An 18827-nucleotide genomic window follows, 5' to 3' on the forward strand; every position below is an offset into this window, starting at 1 on the left:
CAGCTATCCCCAGCCTAAGCACTTCAGGCCGGCCGCGGCACAGAAGATAGCAAGTGGTCCGGCAGTAGCGAGTGCCCTCACAAAACTCACCGGGCTTGGACCGCGCACGGTCTGACAAGCTAGACCATTAAGGGCACTGGTTCAGCACCAAATAGCTCCGACACAGCGCTACGCGCTGCCGTTGGGTTTGCAAGGGAAACCGACGACCCACAAATGCAGTGAGATGGATGCGTTAGTAAAGAAGCACACGCATCCCCGATTGACCCGTCGGCCGCGGAGCGGGACGGAGCTATTTCGCGCCTTACCAGTCAGTTACGCGGCGCGAGGTGACAGACCGTGCGCGATCCAAGCCCGGTGAGACCTACGAGGGCACTCGCTACTGCCGAACCACGAGAGTTCTTCTGTGCCGGGGCCGGCATGAAGTACTTTGGATGGGGATAGCTGTTTCTTTGGTTACTTTCTTTGCAGCAGCAAAGAAAGTGACTGCCGCCCCGCACAGGGGCAACGCTAATAGACCGACACGAACACGGGATCCGGCGAAAAATCAAAAAAACCAAAATCAAAAACGGCCCGAACACAAAAAAACCAGTCCAGGCCGCAGGCCACTATTCAAAACCCAAAAGAACCAAAAGCAGAATCAAGCGTGCCGATGCTCCGGCATCCCCTCCCCCAGGGACTCCTCCCGCCGCGCATCAGCGGCTTCCTTCCCAGGAATCTCACGCCCGCGCAACGAGCACCCCACCGTCTCCGTGACGAACAACAACGCAACCGCCCCCACCGCGCACGCGGCCATCATGTAATAAGCCGGCACCAGCGTACTGCCCGTGCGCCCGATCAGCCAGTCGGTGACCATCGGCGCGGTGCCGCCAAAGATCGACGTCGACAGGTTATAGGCAATCGCCATCCCGGCATAACGCGCCTGCGTCGGGAACATCGCGGGGAACATCGCTGAAATGCTCGCGAGTTGCGGCACATAGAGCAAGCCCAGCACGGCAAGTCCGATCAGCGCACCCGCGATACCATGCGACATCAGCGAGAACATCGGCACAGCGGCGACGAAGATCCCGACGAGCGACAGCCACCACACCTTCTTGCGGCCGATGCGATCCGACAACGCGCCCGCGAACGGCAGCAGCACCATCATCGACAACATGCCGATCAAAGGCAGCAGCAGCGAAAGGTTGTCGCTCATGCCGAGCTCCTTCTTCATGAAGGTCGGCATATAGGCGAGCAGCACGTAGTTCACGACGTTCAGCGCGACAACCAGCCCGCCGAGCTGCAGCAACGGCTTCCAGTAGTTCGCGAACAGCTGGCGCAGCGGCACGCCCGTATGATGCTCGCGCTCCGCCGCTTCGGCGCATTCGCGGAACACCGGCGTGTCCTCCATCTTCGAGCGCAGATACAGACCGATGAGACCGAGCGGCGCCGCGACGAGGAACGGCAGACGCCAGCCCCATGCATGCATCGCGTCGTTGCCGAGCAGGACCGAGCAGCCGAGCATCAGGAACGCGCCGAGCGAGAAGCCCGCGAGCGTGCCGAATTCGAGGAAGCTGCCGCAAAAGCCGCGCTTGTGATCGGGCGCGTACTCCGCCATGAAGGTCGCCGCGCCGCCGTACTCGCCGCCCGTCGAGAAGCCCTGAATCATGCGCAGCACGACGAGCGCCACGGGCGCCCATATGCCGATGCTCGCATACGAAGGCAGCAGCCCGACGAGCAGCGTCGCCACCGACATGATGATGATGGTCAGCGCGAGCACATGCTTGCGGCCCAGGCGGTCGCCGAGCGGTCCCCAGAAGAGCCCGCCGAGCGGCCGCACCAGAAACGAGATGGCGAAGGTCGCGAGCGCGAAGAGCGTCGCCTGTGCGGTGCTGCCGGGAAAGAGCGCGGCTGAAATGTAGGTGAGGCCGTAGCTGTAGATGCCGTAGTCGAACCACTCGGTCGCATTGCCGATGGCCGAGGCGGCCATCGCGCGTTTGAGCGGCCCGCCCGACGGCTCCTGATGAGACGCCGACTGGCTGGCTTGCTTCGTGGATGGTTGCACGTAACTCATAGTCGTCTTCCGGATGCGTCATTGACCCGGTGCTGCGCTCGAGTTCGCGCGCCACGCACCGCCTTGAGTTCAAGATACAGACGCATCACGCATGACTCGCATGTCCTAGGACGATCGGCACGCTGGGGTTTTCCCCAAAGCACGGGCCATTTCTGCCGATCGCCGTGCGTCATCGCTGCACGTCTTGCCGCAACGGCCCGGCGCGCGCAGCGTCATAGGACAATCCGAAAGACGAAGAGGCTCAGGGTTCGGGATGGGCGATGTCCGCCGCGACGATCTTCTCGCCGAGCGCTTCGGCGGCCCGGCGGGCATCGTCGCTGGATTCGAACGGGCCGATGGTCTCGCAGCCGTCGAACGGATAAAGCACGCGCCTGTCGCGCTTTCTCACGACCTTCAGGGTGCCGATGTGCATGCCCGTCGCGTTGACCACGTATGAAGCGTAGATATCGAAGCCTTCGTATGTCCCTGCTTCGGATGTTGGCGTGGTTTTCGGCATGGGTCTGGACATGGTTTCGATCGTCGGGGCAGCTTAAGTATGAGATGTGCCGTGCTGGCATCGGGAGTCAGCAATAAGCGTTCCGAACACCGTGGTCGTGTTTCGTCCATGCGCAACGTCCAGCATGAGGCCCGCGCGTTGCTACGCTAACTCGCGTCGCCGTTCGCGCGCCCCCACGGAGCGCCCGGATCGCTCCCGAGCGCCTTTGGCAACGGGCCTGCAGCCCATGCGGCCACCGCAAACGGAAGCGTTTTCCGTGCGAAAATCCGGGATCGTCAGTGCACGATCCGAATGGGCCGCGCGGTGCGTTCCTAACCTCAAGACGGGCGTTGTCCCGGACAAATTGCGTCGCCACACCGAGAGACAGGGCGAGGAGACCAGGCGTCGATGAAAGCTGACAATCTGATTGCGGACACGAGGACGCACGGGCTCGACCCGAGCTTCCTTCTGGGCGGCGGCGAAATGGGCGCGCTCATCCGCGGTTTCGACTGGACGCAGACCGCGCTCGGCTCGCCGGAGCACTGGCCGCAAAGCCTCAAGACCGCCATCCGCATCATGCTGACCTCGCGCCAGCCAATCTGGATCGGCTGGAGTCCCGACCTGCTCTTCTTCTACAACGACGCCTACAAATCGATCATCGGCGGCAAGCATCCGCACGCGCTCGGCCAGCCGGCGTCCGTCGTATGGCGCGAAGTCTGGGGCGACATCGGGCCGCTGCTCGAGACCGCGCTCGCGGGCACCGAAGGGACCTTCGTCGAGCAGAAGCTGCTCATCATGGAGCGCAACGGCTTTGCCGAGGAAACGTACTACACGTTCTCCTACAGCCCGATTCCCGATGACCGCGGCGGCACCGGCGGCATCATCTGCGCGAACAGCGACGACACCCGCCGCGTGCTCGGCGAACGCCAGCTGAACGTGCTGCGCGAGCTCGCGGCATCGGCGGCGGACGCGCGCACGTGGCGCGAGGCGTGCGAGCTGTCGATGAACGCGCTCGCAAGCGCATCGCGCGACATGCCCTTTGCGCTGCTATATGCCGCCGAGCCGGGCGGCGACACGGCGACGCTCGTCGGCGCGTGCGGCATCGAGCCGGAGCATCCGGCCGCGCGCGCGAATCCGTGGCCCATTCAGGACGTGCTGCGCGCCAACGAAGCGCGCGTCGTGACGGATCTCGATCGTCTCTTCGACGCGCCGCTGCCCACCGGCGCGTGGAGCATCGCGCCGCGCAGCGCCGTGCTCGTGCCCATCGCGCCATCGGGCGAGAACGGCCGCGCGGGCCTGCTGATCGCCGCGCTCAATCCGTATCGCCTGTTCGACGAAAGCTATCGCGCGTTCGCGAATCTGGTCGCGAACCAGATCGGCGCCGCGATCGGCTACGCGCACGCCTACGACGAAGAGCGCCGCCGCGCCGAAGCGCTCGCGGAAATCGACCGCGCGAAGACCATGTTCTTCTCCAACATCAGCCATGAGTTCAGGACGCCGCTCACGCTGATGCTCGGCCCGCTCGAAGAACTGCTGGCGAGTCCCGAAAGAATCGGCCGCGAGGACATGCGGCTCGTCGAGATCATGCATCGCAACGGCTTGCGGCTGCTCAAGCTCGTGAACGCGCTGCTCGACTTCTCGCGCATCGAGGCCGGACGCATCGAGATGCATCGCCAGCCGACGGACATCGCCGCATTCACCGCCGAGCTGGCGTCGCTGTTTCGCTCGGCGATCGAAACGGCCGGCCTGCGCCTCGAGATCGATATCGCCGCGACGCCCGTCATCGCGGATATCGACCGCGACATGTGGGAAAAGATCGTGATGAACCTGCTGTCGAACGCGTTCAAGTTCACGTTCGACGGCGTCATCCGCGTCTCGCTCCATACCGGCGCGGATCACGACATCGCGCTGAGCGTGCGCGATACGGGCATCGGCATTCCCGAAAACGAACTGGCGCGCGTGTTCGAGCGCTTTCATCGCGTCGCGGGCGCGGCGGGCCGTTCGGTGGAAGGCAGCGGCATCGGGCTCGCGATGGTGCAGGAGCTCGTCAAGCTGCACGGCGGCACGATCCGCGTCGACAGCACGCCCGGCGACGGCGCGTGCTTCACGGTCACCCTGCCCGCGCCGCGCCAGCTCGCGCATGCGGAGCATGTCGAGGCGAGCGTCCGCGCGCGCTCGTACGTCGATGCGGCCATGCGCTGGATGCCGGACGCGGCCGCTTCCCCCGTCGTCGCTAGCGACGAAGACACGTCGCTTGCCGCGACGCCGGCCGATGAACCGACACCCGCCGACGCGATGCCGGGCCGCGTGCTCGTCGTCGACGACAACGCCGATCTGCGCGACTACATGCGCCGGATGCTGATCGCGGCGGGCCACGACGTGAGCCTCGCCGCCGATGGCGAAGCCGCGCTCGCGATGGCCCGCGAGTCGCGTCCGGAAGTGATCGTCTCGGACGTGATGATGCCGCGCCTCGACGGCTTCGCGCTCCTGCGCGCGCTGCGCGACGACGAGTCGCTGCGCGATACGCCGGTCGTGCTGCTGTCTGCGCGTGCGGGCGAGGAAGCGCGCGTCGGCGGCCTCGAAGCGGGCGCGGACGATTATCTGACGAAGCCGTTCTCCGCGCGCGAACTGCTCGCGCGCGTGGCGAGCAATCTGCGGCTCGCGCGGCTGCGTCATGCGACGGAACAGAAGCTGCGCGACGAATCGCGCACGCTCGAGATTCTCAACCGCGTCGGCACGACGGTCGCGGGCGAGCTCGAACTGAGCCGCGCGGTGCAGGTCGTCGTCGATGCCGCGACGGAGCTGACGGGCGCCGCCTTCGGCTCGTTCTTCTACAACGTGCTCGACGAAAAGGGCGGCAGCTACACGCTCTATACGCTGTCGGGCGTGCCGAAGGACACGTTCTCGCAGTTCCCGATGCCGCGCAACACCGCCGTTTTCGGGCCGACGTTCGCGGGCGAAGGCATCGTGCGCTCGGACGACATCACGAAAGATCCGCGCTACGGTCACAACGCCCCGCATCACGGCATGCCGAAGGGCCACCTCGCCGTGTGCAGCTATCTCGCGGCGCCGGTCATGTCGCGCACCGGCGAAGTGCTCGGCGGACTCTTCTTCGGCCATCCGGAGCCGGGCGTCTTCACGGCGCGCTCCGAGCGCATCGTCACGGGCATCGCATCGCAGGCGGCCATCGCCATCGACAATGCGCGTCTCTTTCAGGCGGCGCAGGCCGAGATCGCCGAACGCACGAAGGCGCAGGACGCGCTGCACGATCTGAACGAGACGCTGGAACGCCGCGTGGCCGATGCCGTCGCGGACCGCGATCGTCTGTGGGAACTGAGCGAAGACCTCTTCTATGTCGCGAGCTTCGAGGGCGCGCTGCTGCGCGTGAGTCCTTCATGGACCACTGTGCTCGGCTTCGACTCGCAGCGCCTGCATTCGCAAACGGTGATGGACCTCGTGCATCCCGACGATGCGCTCGCCGTGGCCGCCGAGCTCGACAGGCTGCGCGCGAGCGGCCAGCCCGTGCGTTACGAGTGCAGATTGAGGCGCTCGGACGGCGGCTGGCGCTGGATCGCCTGGACGGTCTCGCTCGATCCGCGCACGCGCCGCATTCACGGCGTGGGCCGCGATGTCACCGCGGACCGCGAAACCGCCGATGCGCTGCGTCATGCCGAGGAAGCGCTGCGCGTCGCGCAGAAGATGGAGGCGATCGGCCAGTTGACGGGCGGCGTTGCGCATGACTTCAACAACCTGCTTCAGGTGATCGGCGGCAATCTGCAGTTGCTCGCCAAGGACGTCGCGGGACAGGACAAGCCCGAGCAGCGCGTGCGAAGCGCGCTCGCGGGCGTCGCGCGCGGGGCGAATCTCGCGTCGCAATTGCTCGCATTCGGCAGACGTCAGCCGCTCGCGCCGAAGGTGGTCAACCTGGGCCGCTTCGTGCGCGGCCTCGACGACATGTTCCGCCGCGCGCTCGGCGACGGCATCGAGATCGAGACCGTCGTCACGGGCGGCTTGTGGAATACGCTCGTCGATCCGTTTCAGGTCGAGAATGCGCTGCTCAATCTCGCGATCAACGCGCGCGATGCGATGAACGGTCACGGCAAGCTCACCATCGAAGCGGGCAATGCATCGCTCGATGAAACCTACGCGATCCGCAATGTCGATGTCACGCCCGGCCAGTATGTGATGGTCGCGGTGACGGACACGGGCGCGGGCATGTCGCCCGAAGTGCAGGAGCGCGCGTTCGAGCCGTTCTTCACGACCAAGCGCGAAGGGCAAGGCACGGGCCTCGGCCTCTCGATGGTCTACGGCTTCGTCAAGCAGTCCGGCGGGCACGTGAAGGTGTACAGCGAAGAAGGACACGGCACGACGGTGCGCATCTATCTGCCGCGCGCGCGCGAGGAAGAGGACCGGGAGACGGCCATCGATGCGGGGCCGGCGAAGGGCGGCAGCGAGACCATACTCGTCGTCGAGGACGATGAAGAAGTGCGCGCGACCGTCGTCGAACTGCTCGCGGATCTCGGCTATCGCGTGCTGCGCGCGAAGGATGCGCAGAGCGCGCTCGCCATCGTCGAGAGCGGCGTGCCGATCGATCTGCTCTTCACCGATGTCGTGATGCCCGGCCCACTGCGGAGCACTGAACTCGCGCGCAAGGCGCGCGAGCGTGTGCCGGGCATCGCGGTGCTGTTCACGTCCGGCTATACGGATAACGCGATCGTGCATGCGGGACGGCTCGACGAGGGCATCGATCTGTTGAGCAAGCCCTATACGCACGAGGCGCTGGCGCGCAAGGTCCGGCATGTGCTGGGTCAGCCCGCGCAGCCATCGGCGCCGGCCGCGGTTGACATCGACACGAGCGTGCCGGGCGTCGCGCAGGACGATGCGCTTTCGCGCATGCGCGTGCTGTTCGTGGAAGACAACGAACTCGTGCGCGCGAGCACCGCTGAATTGCTGCGCACGTTCGGCCTCGATCTGATCGAGGCGGGCAGCGTCGATGAAGCGCTTGCGTTGTTGCGCGCGCACCGGTTCGAGTTGCTGCTGACGGATGTGGATCTCGCGGGGCAATCGGGCGTGGAGCTTGCCGTCGCCGCTTGCAGGGAAACGCCGGCGCTCGGCGTCGTATTCGTGACGGGCTATGATCTCGCGCTCAGCGATGACGAACGGCGCGCCTTGCCCAAGGCCATTCAACTGCGCAAGCCGTTCGATCCTCTGGCATTGATCGATGCATTGAATGCGGCGGTCGTGAGGTAGGTCTACATCACGCCCGGATCGAACTCGGCGAGATCGAGCACCGCGAACCCGCTCGCATGTTCCTTGGCCCATCGCTTCGCCACGGCCGCGGCGTTACTCACATGCGCGCTGCCGCGCGCCGCGCCCGCATCGACAAGCACCGCGCCCGCCGACAAGTGAACGAAGCCGAAGAACGTCGGCCGCGCCAGCCGGTCTTCACCGTGAATGCCGCCCGCGAGCCGCTCCTCTATCGAATAGAAGCGCTGGACGAGCTCATTGAACGTTTCCATCGCGCGCCGGGCACGCTCGCGCCAGTCATCGCTCTGGAAAAGCAGCAGAAAATCATCCCCGCCGACGTGCCCGAGAAAATCGCGCGTGGGCTCGCAGACCGACGCGAGCGTATTCGCCGTCGCCTTCAGCACTTCATCGCCTTGCCAGTAACCGTAGCGATCGTTGAAAGGCTTGAAGTGATCGAGATCGAAATAACACGCGACGAACGCCGAGCCGTTCGCGATCAGCCTGTCGATATGCGAATTCAACGGCACGTTGCCCGGCAGGAACGTCAGCGGATTCGCATAGCGCGCCGCCTCCACACGCACTTCAGTGACCGCGCGAACCATGCTCGCGCCCGTCGCCAGCCCCGCATAGCGCCCGTTCTCCGTGACGATGAAGCCATCCGACAAATCACGCTGATCGTCGTTTGCAAACAGACGCGCGATCTGCTCCAGCGTCGAGCCGCGTTCGACGACGAGCGGCGCGAGATTCGCGAACTGCATGCAAGGCCGCTTGCCGAACACCTCGCGATGATAGGGCAGCGCATATTGATCCATGAACGAGCGGCGATTGATGAGCGCGACCGGCCTGCCATCGTCGATGATCGCCACCGCGTGCAACGAAGGCATCGCGTTGAACAGGCGCACGACGTCGTCGTTGCGCGACTTCACCGTGAGCGTGGGTGCCTCGACGAGCATGCGTTCGAGCAGCACCGCGTTCATGTCGGCGGTTGCGTTCGTTCGCGTGCGCGCCGGATACACCGATATCTGCCCCGAGCGCAGCGCGTTCGCGACCGGTTCGGGCAGATGCACATCGGGCATCGCGGCAGGCCGGCCGAGCAGATAACCCTGCGCGCAGGCTATGCCGAGATCGCGCACGATCTCGAGATCCGCCTCCGTCTCGATGCCCTCCGCGATCAACGACGCGCCGCTCGCCTTGGCGAACGCCACCATCGACTTCACAGCTTCGAACTTGAGCGGATCGCGCGCGATATCCGCGACGAAGAAGCGGTCGATCTTCACGTAGTGCGGCGCGAAGCGCACCCACAGGTTCATCGACGCATTCGCGCTGCCGTAATCATCGAGCGCGAATTGCGAGCCGGACGCACGCAGCGCGCGCACGCTCTCGCCAAACCGATCGGCATCGGCGATCACGCTCTGCTCCGTCAGTTCGACGACGAGACGTTGCGCATCGAGCCCGCTTTCGCGCGCGAGATCGCCCGGCGTCTCGCATTCGGTGATGCCCGATTCGATCGCCGCCGCGCTGAAGTTGATGAACAGGAGCCCCGCGCGCGCGAGCCGCGCAAATGCCGCGATGCACGCGCGCGCTGCCGCCTGCTCGAGCGCGATGCTCTGCTTCTCCCGTGCCGCCTGTTCGAAGAGCGCGGCGGGCGATTCCAGCCCGCTGCCCGCGGGACCGCGAATCAGGCCTTCATAGCCGATGATTTCGCCGTCCGCGAAACGCACGATAGGTTGAAACACGGCCGTCAACGCATTGGATGCGATGAGCCGCCGGATGCTGGAAGGTTGCGTCTCGGGTGCACAGAGGCTGAGGGACATGGGCCTTTTCGATCGAACGTGCTATCGACAACCTAACGACCCGTCACGCGCGAACTTGAATGAAGCTTTCGTGAAGCGTTGCACTCCGTTGGTGCTTCGCTCATGTCCCTCTTGTCACATCTGTCACATCGCGGGCGCTTTATCCCGCGCGGCGCTTCCTCACGGCGTCCGCGAGCAGTTCGAGCACCGGCTCGCTTTGCGTCCAGCCGAGGCATGCATCGGTGATCGATACGCCGTGCTTGAGCGGCACGCCCGGCTTGAGGTCCTGACGGCCCTCTTCCAGATGACTCTCGATCATCACGCCGGTGATGCGCTTCTCGCCCGCTTCCAGTTGCCGCGCGATATCCTGCGCGACATCCACCTGACGCAGATGCGACTTGTTCGAATTGGCGTGCGAGCAGTCGATCATCACCTGCTCGCGCTGGCCGAGCGCAGCCAGCGCCGCGCAGCTCGCCGCGACGCTTTCCTTGTCATAGTTCGGCCCCGTCTTGCCGCCGCGCAGAATGACGTGGCAGTCGTCGTTGCCGCGCGTTTCGAAAATCGCGGCCATGCCCATCTTCGTCATGCCCATGAACGCATGGCTCGCGCGCGCCGCGACGATCGCGTCCGCCGCGACCTGCACGCCGCCATCGGTGCCGTTCTTGAAGCCGATCGGGCAGCTCAGACCCGATGCAAGCTGACGATGACTCTGGCTCTCGGTCGTGCGCGCGCCGATCGCGCCCCACGCGATCAGATCGGCGATGTATTGCGGGCTCAACAGATCGAGGAACTCCGTCGCGGTCGGCAATCCGAGGCCGCTGATGTCGAGCAGAAGCTCGCGCGCGCGGCGCAGGCCTTCGTTGATGCGGAAGCTTCCATCGAGACGCGGATCGTTGATGTAGCCCTTCCAGCCCACCGTGGTGCGCGGCTTCTCGAAGTACACGCGCATCACGATGAAGAGATCGTCGCGCAGGCGGTCCGCGACCGCTTTGAGGTGTTGCGCGTATTCCATCGCCTGATCGTGATCGTGGATGGAGCACGGTCCGACCACGACGACGAGCCGGTCATCGCGGCCGTGCAGGATATTGGCGATGGCCGCGCGGCTCTCCTCGACGAGCGTCTGCACGCCTTGCGTGACCGGCAACTCGTCGAGCAGCAGCGCCGGAGAGATGAGCGGACGCACGGCGCCGATGCGCGTATCGTCGATGCGGGTCGTGTCTTGCGTGGAATCGGCCACGCCTGCCTCCTGATCTCGGGAGGGATTGTCGATGCGGGTCAAGATGGGCTCCGTCATGCGTAATTGATGCAAAATTCAGGGACTCTATGCGTGCTTTCCGCGCGCTTATGGCCTTGCGGCGCAAACATTCATTATCGCATTTGCGGCAGCCCGCGCGCTCGATCATGCGTATGATGAAGCCGGCACGACACACTCGAACATACCCAAGGGAGCGCATCATGCGAATCGAAACGTCATTTCTTTTCGACCTCGACGGCACGCTCGTCGATAGCGTCTATCAACATGTGCTCGCGTGGAAGGAAGCGCTCGACGCCGAGGGCATCGAGTTGTCCGTGTGGCGCATCCATCGCAAGATCGGCATGAGCGGCGGGCTCTTCACCAATCAACTGCTGCGCGAGACGCATGGCGAGATCAGCGCCGATCGCGTCGAGCGGCTGCGACAGTTGCATGCGGAAGCGTATAAGCGCCTGCGCGCGCAGGTGTGCCCGCTGCCGGGCGCGCGCGAACTGCTCGAAGCGCTGACGCAAGCCGGCACGCGCTGGGCCATCGCGACGAGCGGACGCATGGAAACGGCGCAGGTCAATCTCGAAGCGCTGGGCGTCGATCCCGCGAAGCAGGTGGTCATCACGCGCGACATGGTGAAGTACGCGAAGCCCGATCCCGATCTCTTCCTCGCCGCCGCCGCGCGTTTGAACGTGCCGATCGAGCATACGGTCGTCGTCGGCGACAGCATCTGGGACATGCTGGCTGCGCGGCGTTGCCGTTCGCTCGGCGTCGGCTTGCTGTCGGGCGGTTATGGCAGCGATGAGCTGGAACGCTCGGGCGCGTTGCGCGTGTATGAAGATCCCGCCGATCTTCTGCTGCATCTCGATGAAGTCGCGGCGCGGCCCTGACATGGCGACATCCATCGACGTTCGCCGCTGGGGCGACGCGCACCTGTACACGTTGCGCAATGCATCGGACATGCGTATAGAGATCAGCGATCTCGGCGCGACGCTCGTCTCATGGCTCGCGCCCGATCGCAACGGCCATTTCGCCGATGTATTGCTCGGCCACGACACGCCCGACGATTATCGCCACGGCAGCGCGTTCATGGGCGCGATCATCGGGCGCTGGGCCAATCGCATCCGCGATGCGCGCTTCATGCTCGATGGCGTCGCGCACGAAGTCGAGCGCAACGAAGGCGCGAACCATCTGCATGGCGGCTCGGCGGGGTTTCATCGGCAGATGTGGCGCGCGGATCATTCGAATGGCGCGCTCGCGATGACGCTGGATTCGCCCGCGGGCGCAGCGGGCTTTCCCGGCAATCTGGCTGTGACCGTGCGCTATGCGCTCGATGACAGCGGCACCTTGTCGATCGATTACGAAGCGCACACCGACGCACCTACGCCCGTCAGCCTCACGAATCATGCGTACTTCAACCTGAGCGGCGACGCGAGCATTCGCGATCATGAGATATCGATCGCATCGGATAGCTATTTCGGGATCGATGAAACGTCGATTCCCGTCGCGCTCGCAAATGTGGCGAACACGGTGTTCGATTTGCGCGCGAGCGCGTCGATCGGCGCGCGTCTCGATGCATCTCACGCGCAACTGGCACTAGCCGGCGGCTTCGACCATTGCTATGCATTCGATGACGAAGCACGCGAGCCGCGCCGCGTAGCCGTGCTGTTCGATCCGTCGAGCGGACGCGAACTGAGCGTCGCCACCGATGCGCGCGGCTTGCAGTTCTATTCGGGGAATTATCTGGAGGGCGTGAAGGCGCGCAATGGAACGCGCTATCGCAAACATGCGGGCTTGTGTCTCGAAGCGGGAGGCTTTCCGAACGAGATCAACACGGACGGCGGGCGCGCCGTCCTGCGCCCTGGCGAGGTCTATCGTCAACGCACGCGCTATACGTTGCGCGTGCGCTGACGCACGATCAGAAGATGTTGCGCAAGCCGATCGACACGCCGGTCTGGTTCGAGCGGCCCGGCAATTCGACATCGGCCGCGCCCGTCACCTTGTTGAAGTCCACCGTGCCGTAGACTTCGGTGCGCTTCGACAGCGCGTACTCCGCCAGCGCCACGCCCGTATAACGATTGCCGCTGCCCGTCGCGCCGCCGCCGATGGCCGCGTTCTTCATGTGGTCGTAATAGAACGCGCCCGTCAGCAACAGCGCAGGCGTGACCTGATACGTGATGCCCGCGAACGGACCGTCGTCGCGGCGGCCCGAGCCCTTCAGGATATCCGTGCCCGCCACGAGGCCGCGCTGCTGCAGAATGCTGTCGACGAAACCGGTGTCGTCGGTCGAATGCAGATAGCCGACATAGAGCTTCGCCGCTCCGATCGCATAGACCGCGTTGGCGTTCCAGATCTTCTGCTTGTTCGCGGAGTTGTCGCTGTTCTGCTGATAGCCGCCACCGATGGAAAGCGGGCCCATCGCATAGGAAGCCGTGAAGCCGTACATGTTGCCCGCGCCCATATGGCCCGGCACCTGACCGGAGAATCCGCCCGCGCCGGTCGACGTGTAGTTCGTGCCGAACGAGTACATCGCGCCGATAGTCAGGCCCGCGAACGTGCCGTTGTACTTCACCGCGTTATCCGCATAGAGACCCGCGCCGAGTGCAACGGGCAGCCATGCATTTTCGAAATAATTGCCGACGGTGAGCGGGTCATACGTGTCGCCGAGCATATCGAAGAGCGGCGTCTTCTGCCGGCCGAGGGTCAGTGTGCCGTACTGGTTCGAGAGCCCGACGAAGGCCGCGCGGTTGAATGCGCGCGCGCTGTCGGAGTACTGACCGTTCTGCAAATCCACGCCGCTTTCCAGCCGGAAGATCGCCTTCAGGCCGCCGCCGAGATCTTCGGTGCCCTTGAAGCCGATTCGGCTGTTGGTAATCGCGCCGTTGGTCATGAACACCTGGCCGTCGTTGTTGGCGTTGGCGTTCGTCAGATAGCGCACGCTGACGTCGGCGACGCCGTACAGCGTGACCGAGCTTTGCGCGAATGCGGACTGACAGGCGAGCGCGATGACCGAAGCGCCGATGCCGGCAACGGCGCGCGATGCGAATGTATTCATGATGTGTTGTACGCGTTAATTTATTAGCGATTTTCTAACACGCCTTCGATGCGCAGTCTTTCAGGTCCGCTGACCCGGCGAACCCTGCTTGACGCTGCGCGAAGAAGGCACGCGGCTTTTTAACACATCAAATATCGCAACGCGTGGTTTGCTGCAAGACGTGTGGTGTTTTCCGCAACAGCGGCTTTTTGTTTAGTACTGCCCGATCCGTCGCTGCTGCGGCTTTCAAACTGCCTGGAAATGATTCACGCCCTCGCCTGCACCGCCTGCGCGGGCTCCGACGGCACCGCTTCGAGAAACCCGCGCCCCATCTCCTTTTCGAAGCGCGAAGGACTGCCCTCCCATACGATGCGCGCATGCTCGAGCACATAGACGCGATCCGCATGAGGCAGCGCGAACGTGACGTTCTGCTCGCCGAGCAGCACCGTGATCGGCGTGGTCTTTTGCATCAACTCCATCGCCTTCGACAGTTGCTCGAGAATCACCGGCGCAAGACCCAGCGTCGGCTCATCGAGAATGAGCAGCTTCGGCTGCATCATCAATGCACGCGCGATGGCGAGCATCTGCTGCTCGCCGCCCGAGAGCGTGCGCGCGGTCTGCGCCTGACGCGATTCGAGTATCGGGAAGAGCTCGAAGAGCCACTTGAGCTGATCCGCGCGCATCTTGTCCGGGAGATGGTAGCCGCCGAGATCGAGGTTCTCGCGCACCGTCATGTCGCCGAACAGCTCGCGCGTCTCGGGACATTGCACGATGCCCGCCCGCGCGATCGCCGCGCCGCTCATGCCCTTCAGGTCCCGCGAGCCGTATCGGATGCTTCCCTGATGAGGCACGAGCCCCGAGATCGCATTGAAGAGCGTCGTCTTGCCCGCGCCGTTCAATCCCACGACCGACACGAACTCGCCTTCGCGCACATGCATGCTCACGCTGTCGAGCGCGCGCGCCTTGCCGTACAGCACGCCGACATTGTTGACCTGAAGAATCGAAGGCTTGTTGCTGACCACTTCCGCGCCGCGCTCGCGCGCCTCGATCTTGCCGCCGAGATACACGCGCCGCACGGTCTCGTTCCGCATCACCTCTTCGGCCGTGCCTTCCGCGACATACTCGCCGAGATACATGGCGAGCACGCGATCCGCGAGCGCCGCGAGACTCTTCACGTTGTGATCGACGAGCAGCACCGCGCGCCCTTCCGCACGAAAGCCGCGAATCAGTTCCGAGAACGCTTCCGACTCGGCAGCGGTAAGACCGGCGAAGGGTTCGTCGACGAGCACGACACGCGGGTCGCGCGCAATCGCCTTCGCCATCTCCATGCGGCGCAGATCGGCGAAAGGCAGCGTCGCCGGATGACGATGCATCACCTTGCTCAGGCCCACGCGCTCCGCGATCTCTCGCGCACGCCGGTTCACGTGCGGATCGGCGGCGAGCTTCACGAGCGAATCGGGCAACAGCGCGAGCTTGATATGTTCCAGCACGGTCTGACGATGCAGCGGCCGCGAATGCTGAAACACGATGCCCACGCCCGCGCGCGCGATGCGATGCGGCAGCCAGCCCGCCATCTCGACGCCATCGACCTTGATCGATCCCGCGTTGGGCCGCTCGATGCCCATGATGAGCTTCATCACCGTCGACTTGCCCGATCCGTTCGGACCGATGAGGCCGAGTATCTCGCCCGGCCTGATATCGAAACCGATGTCCTTCACGGCGACCAGGCCGCCGAAGCGTTTCGTCAAACCGCGCACGGAGAGCAGAGGAGTATCGTTCATTCGCGCTCCCTCACGCGCAGGATGTTGCCGAGCAATCCGTCCGGAAAGAACAGGATGACCGCGAGCGCGACGGCCGCGACCACGAAGGTATTGATCTGCCCGAGCGGACGCAGGAACTCGCCCGCGACGATGAGAAAGATCGAGCCGAGCACCGCGCCGAGTATCGTGCGCCTGCCGCCGAGCACCGCCGCGATGATGATCTGCACGCCGATGCCGATATCCACCACCGTGCTCACCGATGCGGTGCCCTGATAAAACACCAGCATCGCGCCCGCGACGCCCGAGAACACCGCACTGATGCAGAACGCCGCGAGCTTGTGCTTCACGACATTGAAGCCGAGCGCCTGCGCGCCGACCGTATCCTGTCCGCTCGCCTGAAGGATCAGGCCGATCGCCGAGCGCGACAGCCCGAACAGAAGGATCGCGCACACGATCAGGAACCCGAGCGCGATCCAGTAGTTGTGGTCGGCATCGACGGACATCACATCGGGCACCATCATGCCGATCTCGCCGCCCGTGATGCCCGCGAAGATCACGATCGCGTTCTGCAGAAGCAGCACCGCGACGAGCGTGACGAGGCCGAAGTACGGCCCGCGCAATCGCAGCGCGGGCACCGCGAGCAGCAAGCCGCCGACGAGCGCGACGAGGCCGCCCGCGATCACGCATACCGGTATCGGCGCGGCGGCGTGCGCGTTGAGTATCGCGGCCGAATACGCGCCGAGACCGATGAGGAACGTGGGACCGAAGTTGACTTCACCCGCGAACCCGAACAACAGGTCCCACGACATCGCGAAGACGCCGAAGTAGTACGCGACGGTGAGCACGCCGAGGATGTATCCGGTGAGCCACCACGGCAGTGTCGCGGCGACGATCGCGAGCAGCACCGCGGACCATACGAGACGTGAACGAACGATGTCTTTCATGATCAGCGCCGTCCGAGAAAGCCTTGCGGCCGCACATAGACGACGAGCACGAGCAGCAGCAGCGCGGGCAGCGGCCGCAGCGTCGGCGCGATGAGATACGCGGTGATCGTCTCCAGATAACCCACCACATACGCGGCCATCAGCGAGCCCGACACGCTTCCGAGACCGCCCAGCACGACGATGGAAAACGCGCTCGCCGTCAGTTGTCCGGTGTTGTTCGTGCTCACGCCGAGGAACGACGCGAGCAGCACGCCCGCGATGCCCGCAAGCACGCCGTAGATGGTCCACGCGAGCAGATAGATCTGCGAGAGTTCGAAGCCGAGCAGCGTGAGACCGCGCGGATTCATCGATGCCGCGAGCAGTGCCTTGCCCGCTTTCGTGCGATTCACGAACAGCCACAGCAAGCCGATCACGATCCAGCACACCGCGGCGATCATGATCTCGTTGTAGGGCACGCGCACGCCCGCGATGCTTGCGACGCCGGGAATGAGCGGACGCATCGTGATGGGGTTATCGGAGAAGAGATAAGCCATGCCTTGCTGGATCATGATGCCCCACAGCAGCGTGCCGGTCAGCACGAAGATCTCTTTCTCTTCGCGGGGAATCGCGGTGGAACGTTGAATGGGCCGCACCACCATGAAATACGTGATGTACGCCGCGATCATTCCGCAGATCACGCCGAGCGGCGTGCCGAGATAAGTGCCCAGGCCCGCTTCGCCCGCGAGCGCCCAGCCGAGCAGCGCGGCGATCAACATGACGCCGCCGTGCGCGAGGTTGAGCACGCCCGATACCCCGAAGATCAAGGTGAAGCCGATCGCGCCGAGTCCGTAGAGCGAACTGATCGCGAAGCCATCGATGAGAATTTGCAGTGGCAACATAGCGGCCCTTTATGTCGATGCCAACGTGGAACCGGTCCCCGCAACATGCACCGCAAGGCGCGCGCGCCACTTGGAGCGCGCGCGCCTCACGATGCCAAGGCTTTTAGTTCGAGGCCGACTGCACCTTCACGAAGGCGGGGAACTTGACCTTCGCGTTCGCCACCGACTTCGGCCAGATCGCTACTTGCTTGCCGTTCTGCCACTGGAGGTTGATGCCGGTGATATAGCCTTCACCGTACTTCAACGCATGCGTGAACTGATCGTTCTTGCCGTAGAACTGCCAGCGTCCGATCGTGCCGACATAGTCGGTCTTTTCGAGTGCATCGACCATCTTGTCGGGATCGGTCGAGCCTTGATTGCGATGAATCGCATCCGCGATGATGTACACGAGGTCATAGCTCGTGAAGCCGTCATACGCGGGCGAAACGCCGGCAAAGTGCTTCTGATACGACTCGACGAAGGGCACCGTCTTCGGCGTCATCGCGACGCCGGGGGCCGCTGCCGATGCGGTGATGACGCCTTCGGTCGCGCCGTTGGTGTCTTTCCAGAAGCTCGTCGTCGTGGCCTGCGAGCTTTGGCCCGTCATCGGAATCGGCACTTGCTGATCGTGCCATTGCACGGTCGGCTGCACGCCGACGTGACTGATGCCGGTCGTGATCGTGTCCGGATGCTTCGCTTCGATCTGGTTGAAGATCGGCGTGAAGTCGGATGTGTCCGGATTGAAGCGGATGTGGTCCAGCACCTTGAGGCCCGCTTTCGGCAGGCATTCGAGGAAGCGCTCGTCGAGCGGCTTGGTCCACGCGGCGTCCTCGCTCATCACGACGGTCGTCTTCATCTTGAACTCGCCGACGAGCACGTCATGCGAGAAATCGCAGATGGACTGGGCGATGAACGCCGACGTCATCCAGCCGTGGAACGTGTACTTGTAGTGCTCGTAGTCGTCGTGAACGCGCTTCGAGATTTCATTGCTCGCCGCGCCCGGCGTGATGAACGGCATCTTCAGGCGCGCGGACCACGGCTCCATCGCAAGCGCCACTTCACTGATATAGCTGCCGATGATCGCGACCACCTTGTCCTGGCTCGCCGCGCGCTGGAATGCGCGCACGCCGTCGGAGGCCGATGAATGATCGTCATACGCGATGATCTGGATTTGCCTGCCGTCGACGCCGCCCTTCGCGTTGATCTCTTCCGCCGCGAGTTGCGCGGCCTTGCTGATCGAAGCGCCCGCGACCGCGGACTCTTCGCTGATGACGCCGATCTTGATCGGCTCCCCTGCTGCGTGCGCCGTGGCCGAAAGGCCCAGCCCTGCCATCACCGTGCTCGTTGCGATGACGGTGCTCATTCCCCGCCACGTCTTGCGCTTTGACATCTTCGGTCTCCTCTTTGTAATCGGTAATCGATATTGG

Annotated in this window: 12 protein-coding genes; 3 read left to right on the forward strand and 9 right to left on the reverse strand. The window is 64.3% G+C overall.

What is annotated here, in order from left to right; genetic code table 11:
* Nucleotides 1-637 precede the first annotated feature (637 nt).
* Together AWB78_RS24810 and AWB78_RS24815 are read right to left on the reverse strand one after the other, a co-directional pair.
* Nucleotides 638-2050 (reverse strand): MFS transporter, encoded by a 1413-nt coding sequence (locus AWB78_RS24810; protein ID WP_062608643.1) that lies wholly within the window; start codon nt 2048-2050, stop codon nt 638-640.
* A 241-nt stretch (nt 2051-2291) separates the two neighbouring features.
* Complete coding sequence (locus AWB78_RS24815; protein WP_062608644.1) at nt 2292-2546, reverse strand: DUF6723 family protein; 255 nt, start codon at nt 2544-2546, stop codon at nt 2292-2294.
* Between the two features lie 387 nt (nt 2547-2933).
* Between AWB78_RS24815 and AWB78_RS24820 the strand changes: the two genes are divergently transcribed.
* Nucleotides 2934-7775, forward strand: coding sequence for a response regulator (locus AWB78_RS24820; RefSeq protein ID WP_062608645.1), 4842 nt, complete (start codon nt 2934-2936; stop codon nt 7773-7775).
* A 2-nt stretch (nt 7776-7777) separates the two neighbouring features.
* Here AWB78_RS24820 and AWB78_RS24825 read toward each other — a convergent pair whose 3' ends face one another.
* Nucleotides 7778-9586 (reverse strand): GGDEF domain-containing protein, encoded by a 1809-nt coding sequence (locus AWB78_RS24825; RefSeq protein WP_062608646.1) that lies wholly within the window; start codon nt 9584-9586, stop codon nt 7778-7780.
* A gap of 139 nt (nt 9587-9725) precedes the next feature.
* A complete protein-coding gene (locus tag AWB78_RS24830; protein ID WP_062608703.1) occupies nt 9726-10844 on the reverse strand; it encodes a 3-deoxy-7-phosphoheptulonate synthase in 1119 nt (372 codons plus the stop codon).
* Between the two features lie 176 nt (nt 10845-11020).
* On the opposite strand from AWB78_RS24830, the gene AWB78_RS24835 reads away from it, so the two are divergent.
* The gene (locus AWB78_RS24835; protein ID WP_062608647.1) at nt 11021-11695 is read left to right on the forward strand and encodes an HAD family hydrolase; all 675 of its coding nucleotides are present in this window, start codon (nt 11021-11023) and stop codon (nt 11693-11695) included.
* 1 nt (nt 11696) lies between these two features.
* A complete protein-coding gene (locus tag AWB78_RS24840; RefSeq protein ID WP_232477860.1) occupies nt 11697-12716 on the forward strand; it encodes an aldose epimerase family protein in 1020 nt (339 codons plus the stop codon).
* A gap of 7 nt (nt 12717-12723) precedes the next feature.
* Here AWB78_RS24840 and AWB78_RS24845 read toward each other — a convergent pair whose 3' ends face one another.
* From AWB78_RS24845 to AWB78_RS24865, 5 genes are all read right to left on the reverse strand, one after another.
* Nucleotides 12724-13860 carry a porin gene (locus AWB78_RS24845; protein ID WP_062608648.1) on the reverse strand — a complete coding sequence of 379 codons (1137 nt, stop codon included), beginning with the start codon at nt 13858-13860 and terminating at the stop codon, nt 12724-12726.
* 245 nt (nt 13861-14105) lie between these two features.
* Nucleotides 14106-15620 (reverse strand): ATP-binding cassette domain-containing protein, encoded by a 1515-nt coding sequence (locus AWB78_RS24850; RefSeq protein WP_062608649.1) that lies wholly within the window; start codon nt 15618-15620, stop codon nt 14106-14108.
* A complete protein-coding gene (locus AWB78_RS24855; RefSeq protein WP_062608650.1) occupies nt 15617-16543 on the reverse strand; it encodes a branched-chain amino acid ABC transporter permease in 927 nt (308 codons plus the stop codon). Before AWB78_RS24855 ends, AWB78_RS24850 begins: the two co-directional genes overlap by 4 nt.
* Nucleotides 16544-16545: 2 nt before the next feature.
* Complete coding sequence (locus tag AWB78_RS24860) at nt 16546-17421, reverse strand: branched-chain amino acid ABC transporter permease (protein WP_062608651.1); 876 nt, start codon at nt 17419-17421, stop codon at nt 16546-16548.
* Nucleotides 17422-17524: 103 nt separating this feature from the next.
* Nucleotides 17525-18790 (reverse strand): ABC transporter substrate-binding protein, encoded by a 1266-nt coding sequence (locus AWB78_RS24865; protein ID WP_062608652.1) that lies wholly within the window; start codon nt 18788-18790, stop codon nt 17525-17527.
* Nucleotides 18791-18827: the final 37 nt, after the last annotated feature.

The sequence above is a fragment of the Caballeronia calidae genome, assembly GCF_900044055.2.
GTDB classification, from domain to species: Bacteria; Pseudomonadota; Gammaproteobacteria; order Burkholderiales; family Burkholderiaceae; genus Caballeronia; species Caballeronia calidae.

What these genes read in the sequence shown, in the direction of transcription:
- AWB78_RS24845 (WP_062608648.1), bottom strand. Translation starts at nt 13,860, where the DNA reads ATGAATACATTCGCATCGCGCGCCGTTGCCGGCATCGGCGCTTCGGTC.
- AWB78_RS24835 (WP_062608647.1), top strand. Translation starts at nt 11,021, where the DNA reads ATGCGAATCGAAACGTCATTTCTTTTCGACCTCGACGGCACGCTCGTC.
- AWB78_RS24820 (WP_062608645.1), top strand. Translation starts at nt 2,934, where the DNA reads ATGAAAGCTGACAATCTGATTGCGGACACGAGGACGCACGGGCTCGAC.
- AWB78_RS24865 (WP_062608652.1), bottom strand. Translation starts at nt 18,790, where the DNA reads ATGTCAAAGCGCAAGACGTGGCGGGGAATGAGCACCGTCATCGCAACG.
- AWB78_RS24825 (WP_062608646.1), bottom strand. Translation starts at nt 9,586, where the DNA reads ATGTCCCTCAGCCTCTGTGCACCCGAGACGCAACCTTCCAGCATCCGG.
- AWB78_RS24810 (WP_062608643.1), bottom strand. Translation starts at nt 2,050, where the DNA reads ATGAGTTACGTGCAACCATCCACGAAGCAAGCCAGCCAGTCGGCGTCT.
- AWB78_RS24815 (WP_062608644.1), bottom strand. Translation starts at nt 2,546, where the DNA reads ATGCCGAAAACCACGCCAACATCCGAAGCAGGGACATACGAAGGCTTC.
- AWB78_RS24850 (WP_062608649.1), bottom strand. Translation starts at nt 15,620, where the DNA reads ATGAACGATACTCCTCTGCTCTCCGTGCGCGGTTTGACGAAACGCTTC.
- AWB78_RS24855 (WP_062608650.1), bottom strand. Translation starts at nt 16,543, where the DNA reads ATGAAAGACATCGTTCGTTCACGTCTCGTATGGTCCGCGGTGCTGCTC.
- AWB78_RS24860 (WP_062608651.1), bottom strand. Translation starts at nt 17,421, where the DNA reads ATGTTGCCACTGCAAATTCTCATCGATGGCTTCGCGATCAGTTCGCTC.
- AWB78_RS24840 (WP_232477860.1), top strand. Translation starts at nt 11,697, where the DNA reads ATGGCGACATCCATCGACGTTCGCCGCTGGGGCGACGCGCACCTGTAC.